Origin of the sequence: Novosphingobium sp. PP1Y (genome assembly GCF_000253255.1) — a bacterium.
Lineage (GTDB): Bacteria > Pseudomonadota > Alphaproteobacteria > Sphingomonadales > Sphingomonadaceae > Novosphingobium.
In genome coordinates, this window is sequence record NC_015583.1 from 959,134 (window position 1) to 974,084 (window position 14,951).

Here is a 14,951-nt window from a genome sequence, read left to right on the forward strand (position 1 = left end):
TTCGCGGATGCCCCAAACGCTGCCTGTCCAGGCAACCTGGCCGGGATCGACAGTTAACGGCGATGCCGATCCGACATCTGCGAAGTTGGCATCTCGGGCGCAGTTTGTCCGTGAACTTCAGGAAATAAATAATGTAATCAGTGATATCTTCACGGTTTCAAAATTGTAATCGTAGCATTTACCAAAGTTTATTTACCTAAAGAAGACACTCGCAGGACAAGAACTCGAGGTGTCTGCTCATGATGCGTAGGTTCAATTCCGGATATGGCGTGGTCCCTGTCCTCCTGCTCGCCGCTTTGTCCCCTGTCCACATCGCTCATGCCCAAACCGTTACCGGTACGATCGATGCCTCGATAACCCTTGTCGCAGCCTGCGAAGTCAATGGTGACGCAGCGACTAGCAATGTCGACTTCGGATCGCTCGATTTCGGGTCGGTCAGTACCTTTTTTACATCCTCCGAAGCCCAGGTCGACGGCAATGGGTCCGGAAACATCTCGGTACAGTGCTCGCCCGGTTCCGATGCCACGATCACTATCGACAGCGGCGCCAACGACGCTGCGGTGGCCGGCGGCGGCAGGGCTCTCGCCAATGGCTCGGTCTACATACCTTACGACATCTATTCCGATGCCGGATTCAGTACTGTCCTCAACAATGGATCGACGCTGTCCGTGACCGGTGACGGCACCGAACAGACGGTGCCGATCTATGGCCGGGCTGTGGGTGTCGCGGGTCTTTCGCCAGGGACCTACACCGATACGATATCGGTAACGCTGACCTTCTGAGGGCGGGGAGCGGAGCATGGGATCTCGATTGCGCCGCGCAGCAAGAATGGGAGCGGGACTGGCCGCCGCGTTGTCCAACCCGGCCATGGCGGATACCACCACGAGCTTCCAGGTCTCGGCGACGGTCGTTTCGGGATGCGAGATCAACGGCTCGCTTGCCTCTGGCGGTGAAGCGCTGGGGCGATACGGTCTGCTCGATTTCGGAAGCCATTCGTCGCTGTCCCGCGATACCGTATCCACGGCCATTGCCGCGGATGCCGGGCTGACGTTGAGCTGCACGCCCGGTGTTGCCCTGTCGATGGCGCTGGGTGCGGGCCAGCACGGTTCTGCCGTGCGCAACATGCAGGCAGCCGGGAGCGGCGCTCTGCTGCCCTACCGGCTTTACCGGGACGCCGGCTTCTCGAACGAGATGCAGATCGACCAAGCCTATGCGGTCACTTTCGCCGATCCGGAAGCAATTGCCCTGCCCATCTATGGCAGAGCGGTGTTGAGCGGTGACAAACCGCCGGACACCTATTCCGACACCATCGTCCTGACGCTGAGCTGGTGAAGGCCATGGGAGAGGCAAGATCACCGGAAGGTGTTACGGCTTTGCTCATCGCAGTTGTCCTTGCAGTTCTGCCGCTGAGGGCACTGGCTGCGACCGTCCTGATCTGGCCGATCGACCCGGTTATCGTTGAGGGACGCGCAGGAACCGAGCTCTGGCTGGAAAATCGAGGAGCAGCCGACGTCGTCCTGCAGATTCGCGTCATGCATTGGACGCAGGAAGCGCGAAGCGATGTCCATTCCGAACAGGATGAGGTCCTCGCAAGCCCACCGATGGTCAAAGTCGGACCGGGCGTGCGCCAACTCGTCCGCCTCGTGCTGGGTGAGCCGCTGCCGCGGGACAGGGAAGCGGCATACCGGGTCATCGTCGACGAAATCCCGGCCGTCACCGACCGGCCCGAACAGACGCGGACCGCCACCGCGCTGCGCTTTCGCATGCGCTATTCGATTCCGCTTTTCGTGGCCCTCGATCAGAACAAGAACAAACGGGACTCTGCAGTGCCGCAACTGAGTTGCAAGCTGGTCGATCGGGGGCGGGCCGTGCGGTTGATCAATGCCGGGCCGGTGCACGCCAGGCTGGCGGATGTGGACCTAGATACAGGTAAAAGTACCGTGTCGATCGGGCCCGGGCTTCTCGGTTATGTGCTGGCGGGCAGCACTATGGAATGGGCTGTTCCCGGCAACCCGGTCACTTCTGGGACATTGCGCGCCAAGGTCAACGGCCATGCGAAGCAGGTGGCGCTCGGTGCCTGCATGCCGAACTAGGTGGCGGGCGCCGGACTTCCTGTTGGCGCTGGTCGGGGGGCTTGCCCTATTCGCTCCGACGTTGGCCCTTGCAGATGATGCGCCGACGCAGATGACGCGAGTTACGGACACTCCTTCGGCCGTGCAACTGCGGCTCGAACTGGTGGTGAATGGCAGGACTGCCGGCCGCCTGATCCCCGTCAGCTTGCAGGATGGACGCCTTTCGGTAAAAGCGCAGGTCCTGCGCGAGGCGGGCATCGACCGCGATTGGCCTGCCGACTTCATGGTCGATCTTTCGACCGAGGCGGGAATGGCAGCCGATTATTCCGAAGCGGATCAGAGGCTTTTGTTGACGGTGCCGCCGCAGTGGCTCGAGGGCAGCCGTGTGGGCATCGCTTCCAAGAGGGATCGGATCGTTCCGAAGAGCGATTTCGGCGCCCTGATCAATTACGATCTCTACGTCGCGCACTCGGGGCAGGAAACCCATGGCTCGCTGTGGAGCGAGCAACGCCTCTTCGGGGGGCTTGGCAGTCTCAGCAATAGCGGCAGCTTGCGGTTCGATACGTTCGGCGGGACAAGGCGCTATCTGCGCTATGAGACCCGCTGGACCTACGTCGACGACGAGGCGATCCGAACTTATGAAGCGGGGGACCTGGTCACCCGTACGCTGCCATGGACAAACCCTGTGAGGATGGCAGGGGCGCAGGTCTCTCGCGATTTCAGCGTAAGGCCTGACGTCGTGACTTATCCCTTGCCCGGTTTCGCGGGTATGGCGGCAGTACCGAGTGCGCTTGAGTTGTTCGTCAATGGCTACCGCGCAGCGGCGACAACGGTGCAGCCGGGTCCCTTTGTGGTGGACGAACTGCCTTACGTGAACGGCGCAGGTGAAGCGACGGTCGTTACCACCGATGCGCAAGGCAGGCAGGTGCAAACCTCTGCGGCCTTCTACGTCGCCAATAGCCTGCTGCGGCCAGGCCTGGCCGACTATGCGCTGTCTGTCGGGAAGCTGCGGCGGGACTTTGGAACGAGTAGCACATCATACGGTAAATGGGCTGCGTCGGCGTCCGGGCGTTTCGGCCTTACGCGATTTCTGACGCTGGAGGCGTCGGCAGAGGCGGCTGGCGACCACCGGTTGGCCGGCGTGGGCGGCGTGCTGCAACTCGGCAGTCTGGGTGTCGTCGATCTGTCGGCCAGTGCCAGTCGCCAACTCGGGCGGAGCGGCAATCAGGTCGCGCTGGGCTACCAATACACCGGTCGTGGCTTCAACCTGATGGCAAGGGCGGTGCGGCGCAGTCCGGAATATGCCGAGTTGTCCAGCTATGCGACCAAGCACTATCGATTGCCGTCCCGCCAGTGGCAGGCGCAGGCGAACGTCGTTCTCGGCAGGGGACTGGGCAACCTGGCCGCCAGCTTTGTGGAGACACGACAGGGAGATCGGCGCTTTCGGCTCGCGAACCTTTCCTATTACCAAACGCTTTGGGGCAGGAGCAGCCTGCACCTGTCTGCAGTGCGCGACATTGAGCGTGAGACGACCAGCGCGATGGCGCAGTGGGTGGTCCCGCTGGGACGGCAGGGAAGCGCAGTCTCCGGGATCGAGAGAACGCAGCGGGGCAATGCGCGCGCCGTTGTCGATTACGGCAGGGCGGTGCCAAGCGAAGGCGGGCTGGGCTGGTCTGTTGGTGCCTCCCATGCAAGCGGCGAGCGCGATCGCTATCGCGGGGATCTCACCTGGCGCAATAGTGCCCTGCAACTCCAGGCAGGGGCATTCGGCGCGGGGCCGCATACGACCACCTGGGGCGAACTTTCCGGGGCGCTTGTCATCATGGACGGTAGCGTCTTCGTGGCCAATCGCATCAATGACGCCTTTGCCCTCGTATCCACCGATGGCGTGGCGGGCGTACCCGTCCAATATGAAAACCAGAAGGCCGGCGTGACCGACGCCAAGGGCCACCTGCTGGTCGCGCGCGTGCCGTCTTATTATGCGGCGAGTTTCGCCATCGATACGCGCGATCTGCCGGCAGACGTGCAAGTGCCGGTTACGCGCCAGCGTTCTGCGGTGAAAAACGGTAGCGGCCGCCTCCTGCGCTTCCCGGTTTCGAGGAGCAGGGCAGCCCATGTTCTTCTGGTCGGGGCGAACGGCAAGGCGTTGCCGGCAGGCTCGAAGGTCATCGCGGCAACCGGCGAGGAAACCTGGGTCGGCCTCGATGGCCGCGCCTACCTTCAGAACTTGCAGGACGACAATCGGCTTACTGTCACGCAAGCGGATGGCAGTCGCTGCCTGGCCGCGTTCGATTACCCTGCCCGGGGCCCCGGAGTGGGACGCGTGGGGCCGTTGCCATGTCGGTAAACGCCTTGCGTCTTACCATGCGGACCGCCCTTGTGCTGCTTGCGATGCTGTATTGGGTTGCCGTTCCCGACGCTGCGCGCGCTGCCTGCTCGGCGACCTCGGGATCGGTCAACCTTGGCAGCGCCAGTTCCTTCACTGTCGCGTCCGCAGCACAGAGGGCAGGCGGAGCGACCGGATTCTCGTGCACCGGCAGCCTCCTGTCGATTGTCTCGACCAATACGATTACCGCCACGATCGCCAGCGCAACCAACAGTCAGGGGACGCAGCCTCGGCTCCGCGATGCGACGACCGGCGATTCCATTCGCTATGATATCTGCAAGGATTCCTCCTGCACTGCGACTTACGCCGTAGGCAGCACGATTACATGGAGCAGCACGACATTCCTGGGCATTCTTGGTCTGTTCAATGCGACCGGCGGCACCCTGCCGATCTACATACGCACGCAGGCCGGAACCCAGGTGGCTGCAGGGACCTATACCAGCACGATTTCCATAGACTGGACATGGCACCTGTGCTCGGCCGGTGCAGTCACGCTTTGCATTTACGACGATGGAGCGACTTCCAGCACGCTCACGGTGACTATGACCGTCAGCGCAGATTGCGTCCTGTCCGCGCCCACCGCCGACTTCGGAAGTGCGGCCTTTGTTGGCAGCTTCGATCCGGTTGCCCAGACAATTACGATCCGCTGTACCAAAGATGCATCCTATACGGTGGGCATCGACGATGGGCAGAACTACTTAGGCATCCGGCGTCTTGCAAATGCCGGTAGCTACATCGCCTACGAGATCTACTATCCGCAAGGTTCAACCAGTCGTTGGGGCCACCTGGGAACGGAACGCCGCAGCAGCGGGGAGGCAACGACCAATGCCGGGACCTATACAGGAGCCACGGATCAGACCTATACCTACCGTGCGGAAATCTTGAGCGGCCAGTCGACGCCGCCGCCCGGCACCTACACCGACACCTTGACGGTCGATGTCGAGTTCTAGGCGGCTTCGGTCAGTTTGACGGACAATCAGGTATTGCCTGCCACTGATAGGCCTCGACTGTTTCGCCGCGCGGCTTGTAGGTAACTTCGAATTGCCTGCCGTCCCGTTCGATCTGCAGGGTCAAAATCGCATCCTGGTTCGCCTGCATGGCGTCTTGCGGAAAGCGATTGAGTATCCGGTCGCCATTGCGCAGCCCTGCTGCCTCGGCAGCCGAGCCCGTCTTCAGGCCAGTGACGATGCGTTCCGAAGTCGACAGGACCAACGGATCGAACCCGAGATCGAACCGGCGCAGGGGCTTCGTCACGCGCTCGAAGCAGGGGCCGAAGGCGTCGGAGGGCGGCAATATTGTTGCTCCGCCCAACATCGCGTCGAACTGCGACAGACCTTTCGCGCCAAGTTCCCTGGCCAGCAACTTTTTCCATAGGGCCAGATCCATGGGGCGACCGGCGCGGCGCTCGGCCAGCATCTCGCGGACCATGTCGTCCAGTGAACGATCTCCGCGCGATGCAGCTTTGATCTGCGCATCGACAGTGGCGAAGTAGAGAGACCCGCGATCATAGGGCAGCACGCGTATGCGGGTGTCCTTCCAGAAACCGGCGGGGATATCGTCGTTGGGTGTGCCGATCATGGCATTGGTGTAGTATCTCCCCGCCGTGGAATTGAGGTCGTCGAGGAAAGCCTGCCTGCTGATCAGGCCGGCGCGGTAAGGCAGCAAGCGCTGGTAATGGACGGCGAGGCCTTCGCCGAACCAGGAGAGTCCGAGGCCGCGGGGAGCGTCCATCGAATTGCTGAGGGAGTTGATCCACGAATGGACCATCTCGTGAGCGAGCAGGCTTTCGAGATCCTCCAGCGTCGTTTTTTCGCTGAACGTGAAGGCAAAGCTGTCGGTCAGCCCGATGCCGCTGCCGGGGTTCAGGCGGTTGGTCCGCGCGAAAACTCCGAAACTGGCAGGCTGCTGATCGAAAAACTTCGCGTAGAATTTCTGCAGGCGGGCCGCCCAGTCCATCAGCTGAGTGCCATCGAAGCTGAACTGTCCCTGCCATGTGCCGAAGAAAGCGTCGCGGGCGAACGTTCCGACTTTGCCGGCCATGTAGTAGCTTGATGCGACCTGTTCGGTACGCAGTGGCCTATTCGAGTGACTGTCTCCGGGGCCGAGGCTGGACACGCCCTTGGCCATCGAACCTGCGCGAGAGAGGTTCCAGTGGACGGACACATTCCGTGCTATGTTATCGGCCGGAAGGATCAGGAAGGCATTGCCTGCACCAGAAAGGCCCCCGTCGCTGGCGCGAAGTTCGTATTGGGGACGCGCCAGTTCCGGCTGCCCAGGATCGATGGCGACCCGATAGGCGACGGTTACAGGCCCTGCAATCGCGCGCTGCGCCGTCCATATGCGCTGCGTATTGTCGTCATCGGACTTGCTGTCCTGTACGCCAACGGGGATCGGGCCGCGGGTGTCACTGAAGGCCAGCCCTGCCATGGCGTTGGCTGATGTCTCCACCGTGTTCGCGCTCACTGCCATGCTTGCCAGCGCAGCATCTTCTTGCGGATGTTCGAAGTGGATGGCGACGTCGAGCCGGGTAAGCGCGCCTCCCTCCCCCGCGACCGGGGTAAGCCAGATCGAGAGATCTGTCGCTTGCTCGGCGCGGGCCGCAAAAGCGGGCATCGCGGTCAGCAGCGTTGCGGTGAACGTGGCAAGGCCGAAGCTAAGCTGTTTCATGAAAGCAGGCTATCAGGCACAGCGGCCAACAGTCTGTGCAATCTTTGCCGTAATTCGCTACGCTTGTGCATCAATTATGCGCAGATCAAGCGGGTAGCGAGGGCAAGGGCAGGCGGTGGGTACACTTGAGTTCGGACAGCGTCGCCGTTGAGCGTACGTCCTCCACACCTGGCAAGCGAAGCAGCGTGCGGAAGGTGAAATTCTGGTACCATCCGATATTGGGTGCGAGAACCTTGAGCATGACGTCGAGTTCGCCGAACAGAGTGTAGGCTTCGAGAATTTCCGGGATCGCCTCGATGGCATGGACGAAGCGGTCGCGTTCCTCGTCCGAAAGCCGGGACATCTTGAGCTGGGCGAAGATGAACATGCTTTCGCCGAACTTCTCGCGATCGAGAATTGCGACGGTGTGCCGGACGTAGCCTTCTTCCTTCAGACGCTGCATGCGTCGCCAGCACGGCGACTGGGACAGGCCGACGCGATCGGCGATTTCGCTCGATGATTCCGATGCGTCGATCTGCAGGCGATCGAGGATTTTCATGTCGAGCCGGTCCAATTCGCCTGGCAAAATTATGCTCCCTAATGGTCCTTGTTGGCTTGAACATGCCACGGACCGGGCCGGCAGCGCAACAAAGCGTGAAATATTCCCGTGACAGACGCTATCACTGATGCTCGGAGACGAAACTTTGAAGATCGGAAGGGTGGCCGGATTATGAAACGCAGTGAACTGGCGGTCTTCGATGCCGAAGACGTGCGCGCCCTGCTCGATTATCCTTCGTGCATCGGCGTCGTGCGCGAGGCCATGAAGGCTCTTTCGCGTGGAGCAACCCGGCAACTGCTGCGGACGATGATCCACATGGGCGAAGGACGAACCTTTGCACAGATGCCCGGTGCCCTGGCGGATGACGGCATGTTCGGGGCCAAAATGATCAGCGTCTTCGCCGAGCCGGACAATCCCGGCGTGCGCCGCCATCGTGGCCTCGTGACCATGTTCGAGCCGGTCGAGGGCAAGCCCGTCTGCGTTGCCGATGCTGAAGAGATAACGCACATCCGCACTGCGGCGGCGACGGCGGTGGCGACCGAAGCTCTGGCCCGAAGCAATTCCAAGGTTCTGCTGTTGATGGGAACCGGTGGGCAGGTTCATTCCCACCTCCATGCGATGCCGCTTGTGCGTGACTTCGAGCGCATCCTCATCTGGGGACGCGACGAGAGGAAGGTGCACGCCGTGATCGATGACTGGTCCTCCAGTCTGCCGGTGGAGCCGGCAGGCGCTGTCGAGGCCGCGGTGGGCGAGGCGGACGTGATCTGTACGTTGACCGGCGCGCGAACGCCGATCCTGCTGGGTAAGTGGCTGCAACCCGGAACCCACGTCAACATCGTGGGATCCAGCGGACCGGGTCCGGTCGAAGTGGACAGCGCGCTGGTTGCGGCTTCGCGCTTCATTGCCGACAGCCGGGCGTCCGCCCTCGATGCTGCTGCGGAGTTTCTCGAAGCCAAGGCTGCCGGCGTGGTCGGGGACGAGCACATCGTCGCGGAGATCGGCGAAGTCCTCCTTGGCCTCGTCCCGGGGCGTCGCAACGATCGGGAGATCACGGCCTACAAGTCGCTCGGCCATGCAGTTCAGGATCTCGCGGCCGCAGCCCACATCTATACGTCTTACGCAAAACGGAACCAGATCTGATGAAATTCAACCGTCCTGCCGCCCTGCGCCTGCTTGCCAGTTCCGTCATCGCCCTGAGTGCCAGTGCCCTCCACGCCGAGGAGCAGCGCTTCGCCGTCATCGACAACGGCGAAAATGTCGGGCATGTCTTCGCCGACATCGATGGCAAGACGATCGCCATCGACCACGACGTCAAAAGCAATGGGCGCGGGCCCACCATGCACGAGACGATCGTCCTCGACGACAACGGATTGCCGCAAGGCTGGACGCTTCAGGGGACTTCGCTATTCGGCAACAAGGTCGACGAGCAGTTCGTGGCGAAGGGCAAGCTGCTGACCTGGACGGATACGACCGGCAAGGGTTCGATGCAGGTCAAGGAGCCGACACTATACGTAGCACAGGAAGGCAGTCCGTTCTCGCTGGGGATATATGCCCGCGCGCTGCTGGCTGATGCGGACCATTCCTTACCGGCGGCGCCGGGGGGAGGGCTGTCACTTGAGCAAGAAGCGCCCGTCACCCTGGGAGGTACGAGCTACCGTTCCTACCTGATCAAGGGCATCGGGCTGACGCCGAGCGCGATCCTTCTTGACGATCAGGATCGATTGATCGCTGCCTATTCGCCAACGCATGTCACCGTGCGGGAGAACCTTGCGTCATTCGCGCAGGAACTCGGCACTATCGCGGCTACCCGGTCGGCCCGGCGGTATGCGGCGATCCAGCAGAAGGTAGCCCATAATTACGAGATGCCGATCCGCATCCGTAACGTGCGGGTTTTCGATCCGGCGAGCGGCAAGCTGGGTGATCCGGTTTCGGTGGTCGTATTCAAGGACCGCATCGCTTCGGTCGAGCCACTGGATAGCCCGCCGTCGCCCGAAGAAGCGCTGGTGGAGGGTGAAGGCCGTACCATCATTCCCGGCCTGCATGACATGCACGCGCACGTGTCGCTGCAGTCAGCCCTGCTTTATATTGCCTCGGGTGTGACTTCAGTGCGCGACATGGGCAATGAAAATGGCTTTCTGCTCGATCTGACAAACCGCATCGACAAGGGCGAAGTGGCTGGGCCGCACATCATTCGCAACGGCTTTCTGGAAGGGCGCAGCCCCTATTCCTCACGCAACGGCTTTATCGCCGACAACGAGGCCGAAGCGTTGGACGCCGTGCGCTGGTACGGGGCTCGCGGCTACTGGCAGATCAAGATCTACAACAGCTTTCATCCCGAATGGGTGCCGGCGGTTGTGAAAGAGGCCAAAAAGCTGGGACTGGGTGTCACCGGGCATATTCCCGCATTCACCAACGCCGATGCTATGATCGCGGCTGGCTATGACGAGGTGACCCACATCAACCAGCTGATGCTCGGCTGGGTGCTCAAGCCCGAAGAGGACACGCGCACGCCCCTGCGTCTCACTGCCATGCGCCGGACTGCGGGTCTCGACCTCAATTCGCCGCGGGTGACGCGGACACTGGATACGATGCAGGCCAGGCACATCGCGCTTGATCCGACAGCGGTGACGCTGGAATTGCTGATGCGGGCGCGTAACGGCAAGATCAATCCGTCCGTCGCAGGCTATTTCGATCACCTTCCGGTCGGTGTGCAGCGCAATCGCCGGCAGGGCATCGCGCCGATCCATACGCCGCAGGATGCGGCCGACTATGACGGAGCTTTCGCCACGATCAAGGCACTCCTGCTCGACTTGTACAAGCGGGGAATCACGTTGCTTCCTGGGACCGACGACGCGACAGGCCTTTCAGTGCACCGCGAACTTCAGATCTATGCCGAGGCGGGTATTGCGCCTGCCGATGTTCTGCGCATCGGGACGCTGGGCGCGGATCGCTACCTGCACCGCGATCAGTCCTTCGGTTCGGTAGAAAAGGGAAAGTACGCCGACTTCGTTCTGCTCGACGGCAATCCGCTTGCCGACATGAGCGCATTGCATCGCATGGCGATGGTGGTGAAGGGCGGAACGATCTACTATCCATCAGAGATCTGGAGTGAAGTCGGCGTTACGCCCTTCGCCGCGCCGCCGAAGATCGTGGTGCCACAGATCGCACCCAAGCCAGTGGCCCTGATTCACGGACAGGGCGTCGAAGCGCATGAGGACTTCGCGTTCTGAGAAGGAGAGGCCGGTAGGGGGCGGCCTTGTGCGCCCCCATGGTGCCGGGCTTTTAATTGCGCCGAAGCCGGTACCAGGCAGCGCCCAGCAAGCCCCAGACCAGCAGAAGCGCATAGGGCCGCCAATCGGCTTCAAACCCGACCAGTACGAGGGCTGCGGCGCAGATTGCACCGGCTCCGGCAAGCGCGGTCATGCGTTGACGCGACGGGCGGAAACTGGCGCTGGCATGCAGCTCGGGATGGCCGCGGGCAACGCGCAAGGCGCAAAGGCAGATGCTTGCGTACTTGACGAGGTTGGGAATGTTGACCGCCAGGAACAGGAAGGTAAGTTCCATGGGCAGGAGCAGTCCTGCGCATCCAATCGCGAATACCGCGAGCAAGGCGATGTGAGGCACCTGCCAGCGCGGGTGTATGCGGGCCAGGGCGCGTGGCAGCACGCCGGCATGTGCCATCGCGAAGAGGCTGCGGCTGAACATCGTGAAGATGGCGTTCAGGCTCGTGCCGATTGCGACGATGGCAGCGACGACGATCACCGGGATGGCCAGCGGTCCCATGAAGCGCTTTGCCACGTCCAGGATCGGCGCCTGGCTGGCTGCAAGCGGTTCGGCACCCATGACCGTCAGGGCGACGAAGGCGACTGCAGTGTAGAGCAGCGTTGCCGAACCGATGGCCAGGGCGATGCCCAGGGGAATGTTGCGTCGCCCTTCAGCGACCTCCGAGCCGGCTTCGGTGGCTGCTTCGATCCCGAAGAACAGGCCCATGAGCAGCGGAGCGGCGGCAATCGCACCATGGATGCCATGGGGAAGGAACGGCTCGAGCCGGGCCGGTTCAGCAGCGGCGATGCCGCCCCAGAGCGCGAAAAGCGCAAAGAGAATGACGAGTGCGCCGATCATCAGTGTCTGTGCGCGAGCCGCGATGTGAACGCCGAACAGGTTGGCAAGCAGGGCGAGGACCAGGACTGCGAACATGGTTGGCTTGACCGGCAGTGGGACAAGCATCGAGACATAGCGCACAAGGACGAGGGCCAGGACGACCATCGCCCCCATGTTGGCGATAATGCGCATCCACGCGATGAAGAAGCCGAGTGCTGGATGCAGGTACCGCGAGGGCCAGACGAAGCTTGCACCCGAAACGGGGTCGGCAGAGCCGAGGAAGGCGTAACTCACCGCGATCAGGTACATCGGCAGGGCGGCGACCACGACTGCGAGGAGCATCCCGGGTCCGGCAAGCGCGGCGGCAGGTGAAATCGCCGAGAAGATCGATACCCCGACGGCAGTGCCCAGACCCATGGAAACTACGCCCCAAAGGCCGATTCCCTTGCGCAAGGTGTGTTCGGGGGTGCTCACCGGCAGGTATCCGCCCCGATGAAGGCGGCAAGATCGGACTGGAAGCGCACGCGGCTGTGGTCATCGGAATAGAACACGTGCCCGCCTGCATAGCGCTCGTTGCGATAGCGATCTTGCGGAAGGCTGGACTGCGCGAAGAGATAGTCCGCAGCGCCGATCGTCGTGGTGGTGTCGTATATGCCGGTGCCGACGAAGAGACGAAGACACGCATTGGTCTGTGCATGTCTTTCCACGACGGACATGAACGGCCAGTCGGCAAAGGGTGAATCGGCGCTACCATAGCTCCAGTCGCCCTCGAAGCGCGCGATCACCTTGTATCGATCCGCGCCCGGAATGTGCAGGGACCCGGAAACATACTGGAGCATGGCATTCTGGTAGGCATCGGAAATCGATGAAGCGGGATCGCCCGGCATGAAGGTCGCCACGCCGTCGGGACGTTTGGCAAGGTATCGTGCGTCGTAACGCCCGGTTACTTCTCCCTCGGCACGAAGCAGTTCGACGCGGAAGCGCTCCTTGGAAATGCGCAGGTCGTGCGCCAGATAGAATGCGCCGGGAATGCCCGTCAGATCTTCAAGGCGCTGGGCCAGGCGCGCACGATCGGTCTGCGGCAGGTCTCGCCCCCGGTACAGGGCAGGCAGGTATTCGTTGCGAGCGAAAAGCGCGGCTTCGGCCGTGATCGTCTCGGCGGTGCAGGGCGCTTTCACCTTGCCGTGATAGCAGGCGATGGCAGCGAGCGTGGGCAGCGAGACGGCATATGTGACGATGTTGTCGGGACGCTGCGAGGTCTCGATCATGTTGAGTGCCTGACCCAGGAGGACGATGCCACGCATGTTCCCGGAGAGGCCAAGCTTGTCCAAGGCATCGAGCATGGCGACGGCGCGGATCGTGCCGTAGCTTTCGCCTAGCAGATAGATCGGGGCATCGCGCCGACCATGACTTTCAAGCCACTGGCGAACCAGGTCGGCCGCCGCCGCCGCGTCGCCTTCGACCGACATGTAAGGGCTGAATGCGGGGCCTTCCGGACGGGTCGAAAAGCCCGTGCCCGGCGGATCGATGAAGACGACGTCTGCCAGGTCGTAGATCGCCGCCGGCCCGGTCACGGAACCGAGCGGTGCATTCGCACCTGCTGCCGGATCTTGCGCGAGATGCGCGAGCGAAGGCCCGAGCAGCCCCATCTGCAGATAGGCGGAGGATGCGCCTGGACCGCCGTTGAAGGCGAAGATGACCGGACGTCGGGCCGCAGCTTTCTTTCGGCTATACGAGAGATACCCAGCCCTGGCGGGGGCTGACCCGGGGCCTGCAGAGACTGGGTAGGTTCCGATCTCTACATCGAGCCTCCTTGCGAAGCCCGCCGGTTTGACCTGCGTATCGAGCAGGATCTCGCCGGACTGAGGTTCTTGCGCCCGAACCGTCAGCGATCCGCAAATCATTGCAATTGTTGCCAGCGCGGCGAACGCAGGCATGATCCGCCGCGCTGGCTCGGTGCGACCCGAGGGATGCAGTGATGCCTTGATCATGTCTTGTGCTTCGTCCGGTTCTGCTCGCGGTGTGTCAGGAGACTGTCCGTAAGCGCCTGAAGCCCATAGTCCAGTCGCGAAGGTTCCATCGCGAAGCCGAGGCGGACATGGCCTGGCGCGCCAAAGTACTCACCGGGCGCGACCAGAACGCCGCAGCGGTCGGAAAGCCAGCGCGAAAAGCCGAGGGTGTCCGCGATACCGACAAGGCGCGGAAACGCGATGCAACCATGTTCGGGCAATGCACCTTCGACCAGCCCGAGCGCGCGCCAGTGATCGTGGTAGGATTCGATGATCGGCCGGGCCTGGGCAAGAACCGAAAACGTGTTCTCGCGAAAGTCGACGGGATCTTCGATAACCAGCGCGGCAATGCAGTGGGCAAGGTTCGATATCGCGAATTCGACTTCGCTCGCCAGGTCACGGATCGGTGCGATGATGGCCGCATCACCGACTATCCAGCCGCAGCGCAGTGTGCTCAGACCATAGATCTTGGTCAGGCTGCTGACGGAGAGAAACCGCCCAGAAATCCCCTGTGACGCAGCCGGGGTGAAGTGTGCCCCGGCATAAGGGCCGTAGACTTCGTCGAATACGAAGACGACCTTGCGCCTCTCGGCGATCCCGGCAAGCGCGCTGAGAACTTCGGACGCGATCGGTGTACCGGAGGGATTGTGCAGATTGGAGAGCACCACGAGCCGCGTATCGGGCCCGATCGCTGCTTCCAGAGTCCGCGGATCGATGGCGAAGTCGGGGGCGGTGCGCTCGAAGATGTCGACTGGATTGCCGGTCGCCGCAGCGAGGTTTTCGAAAAGATCGAAACACGGATTTTCGACCAGAATGCGATCGCTGGGCCTCAGAAGTGCGCGGTAGATCAATGATAGCGCACCGGTCGCGCCGGTCGTGGTCAGAACCTGGTCTTCGCCGACGCCGTATTCCTGCGCCAGCGCAGCGACAAGGTAGGGGTTTCCGCGCACGAAAGTGCTTGTGTAGCGTGAGGTCACTTTCTTCTCGAAACCTTCGAGAATGACCTCGCGCAGCAGTGCCGTGGGTTCCGGTACCGAGCTTTCGAACAGGCTTACGAGCAGATTGCGCGAGTTGCTGTTGCGGACGATCGATTCCCTGATCCACCGGGCATATGACGTATTGGTTTGGGGGGAAGGGCTTGCCGCCATTGTGCTCGTATCTGCCGGATAGATTGGGAA

Annotated in this window: 12 protein-coding genes; 7 read left to right on the top strand and 5 right to left on the bottom strand. The window is 62.2% G+C overall.

Annotated features, from left to right (window positions below):
* Nucleotides 1–239: 239 nt before the first annotated feature.
* From PP1Y_RS05255 to PP1Y_RS05275, 5 genes are all read left to right on the top strand, one after another.
* Nucleotides 240–782: a spore coat U domain-containing protein gene (locus PP1Y_RS05255; RefSeq protein ID WP_232512279.1), complete on the top strand. Its 543-nt coding sequence runs from the start codon at nt 240–242 to the stop codon at nt 780–782.
* A 16-nt stretch (nt 783–798) separates the two neighbouring features.
* Entirely contained in the window at nt 799–1,332 is a 534-nt protein-coding gene (locus tag PP1Y_RS05260) for a spore coat U domain-containing protein (protein ID WP_232512281.1), read from the top strand.
* A gap of 41 nt (nt 1,333–1,373) precedes the next feature.
* Nucleotides 1,374–2,093, top strand: coding sequence for a molecular chaperone (locus PP1Y_RS05265; protein ID WP_232512283.1), 720 nt, complete (start codon nt 1,374–1,376; stop codon nt 2,091–2,093).
* 91 nt (nt 2,094–2,184) lie between these two features.
* Nucleotides 2,185–4,419 (top strand): fimbria/pilus outer membrane usher protein, encoded by a 2,235-nt coding sequence (locus tag PP1Y_RS05270; protein WP_232512285.1) that lies wholly within the window; start codon nt 2,185–2,187, stop codon nt 4,417–4,419.
* 17 nt (nt 4,420–4,436) lie between these two features.
* Complete coding sequence (locus PP1Y_RS05275; protein WP_041558420.1) at nt 4,437–5,408, top strand: spore coat U domain-containing protein; 972 nt, start codon at nt 4,437–4,439, stop codon at nt 5,406–5,408.
* A gap of 10 nt (nt 5,409–5,418) precedes the next feature.
* On the opposite strand, the gene PP1Y_RS05280 is transcribed toward PP1Y_RS05275, so the two are convergent.
* Entirely contained in the window at nt 5,419–7,125 is a 1,707-nt protein-coding gene (locus PP1Y_RS05280; RefSeq protein ID WP_148274847.1) for a peptidase M61, read from the bottom strand.
* 85 nt (nt 7,126–7,210) lie between these two features.
* Complete coding sequence (locus PP1Y_RS25705; protein WP_232512287.1) at nt 7,211–7,690, bottom strand: Lrp/AsnC family transcriptional regulator; 480 nt, start codon at nt 7,688–7,690, stop codon at nt 7,211–7,213.
* 144 nt (nt 7,691–7,834) lie between these two features.
* On the opposite strand from PP1Y_RS25705, the gene PP1Y_RS05290 reads away from it, so the two are divergent.
* Together PP1Y_RS05290 and PP1Y_RS05295 are read left to right on the top strand one after the other, a co-directional pair.
* On the top strand, nt 7,835–8,803 hold the full coding sequence (locus PP1Y_RS05290; protein WP_013837052.1) for an ornithine cyclodeaminase family protein: 969 nt from the start codon (nt 7,835–7,837) through the stop codon (nt 8,801–8,803).
* Entirely contained in the window at nt 8,803–10,893 is a 2,091-nt protein-coding gene (locus PP1Y_RS05295; protein ID WP_013837053.1) for an amidohydrolase family protein, read from the top strand. The genes PP1Y_RS05290 and PP1Y_RS05295 overlap by 1 nt, the downstream gene beginning before the upstream one ends.
* A 52-nt stretch (nt 10,894–10,945) precedes the next feature.
* Here PP1Y_RS05295 and PP1Y_RS05300 read toward each other — a convergent pair whose 3' ends face one another.
* From PP1Y_RS05300 to PP1Y_RS05310, 3 genes are read right to left on the bottom strand one after another with little or no spacing between them, the layout of a single operon-like run.
* Nucleotides 10,946–12,238 carry an APC family permease gene (locus PP1Y_RS05300; protein ID WP_013837054.1) on the bottom strand — a complete coding sequence of 431 codons (1,293 nt, stop codon included), beginning with the start codon at nt 12,236–12,238 and terminating at the stop codon, nt 10,946–10,948.
* Nucleotides 12,235–13,755: a septum formation initiator gene (locus tag PP1Y_RS05305; RefSeq protein ID WP_148274848.1), complete on the bottom strand. Its 1,521-nt coding sequence runs from the start codon at nt 13,753–13,755 to the stop codon at nt 12,235–12,237. Before PP1Y_RS05305 ends, PP1Y_RS05300 begins: the two co-directional genes overlap by 4 nt.
* Nucleotides 13,752–14,921, bottom strand: coding sequence for a pyridoxal phosphate-dependent aminotransferase (locus PP1Y_RS05310; RefSeq protein WP_013837056.1), 1,170 nt, complete (start codon nt 14,919–14,921; stop codon nt 13,752–13,754). Before PP1Y_RS05310 ends, PP1Y_RS05305 begins: the two co-directional genes overlap by 4 nt.
* Between the last annotated feature and the right edge of the window lie 30 nt (nt 14,922–14,951).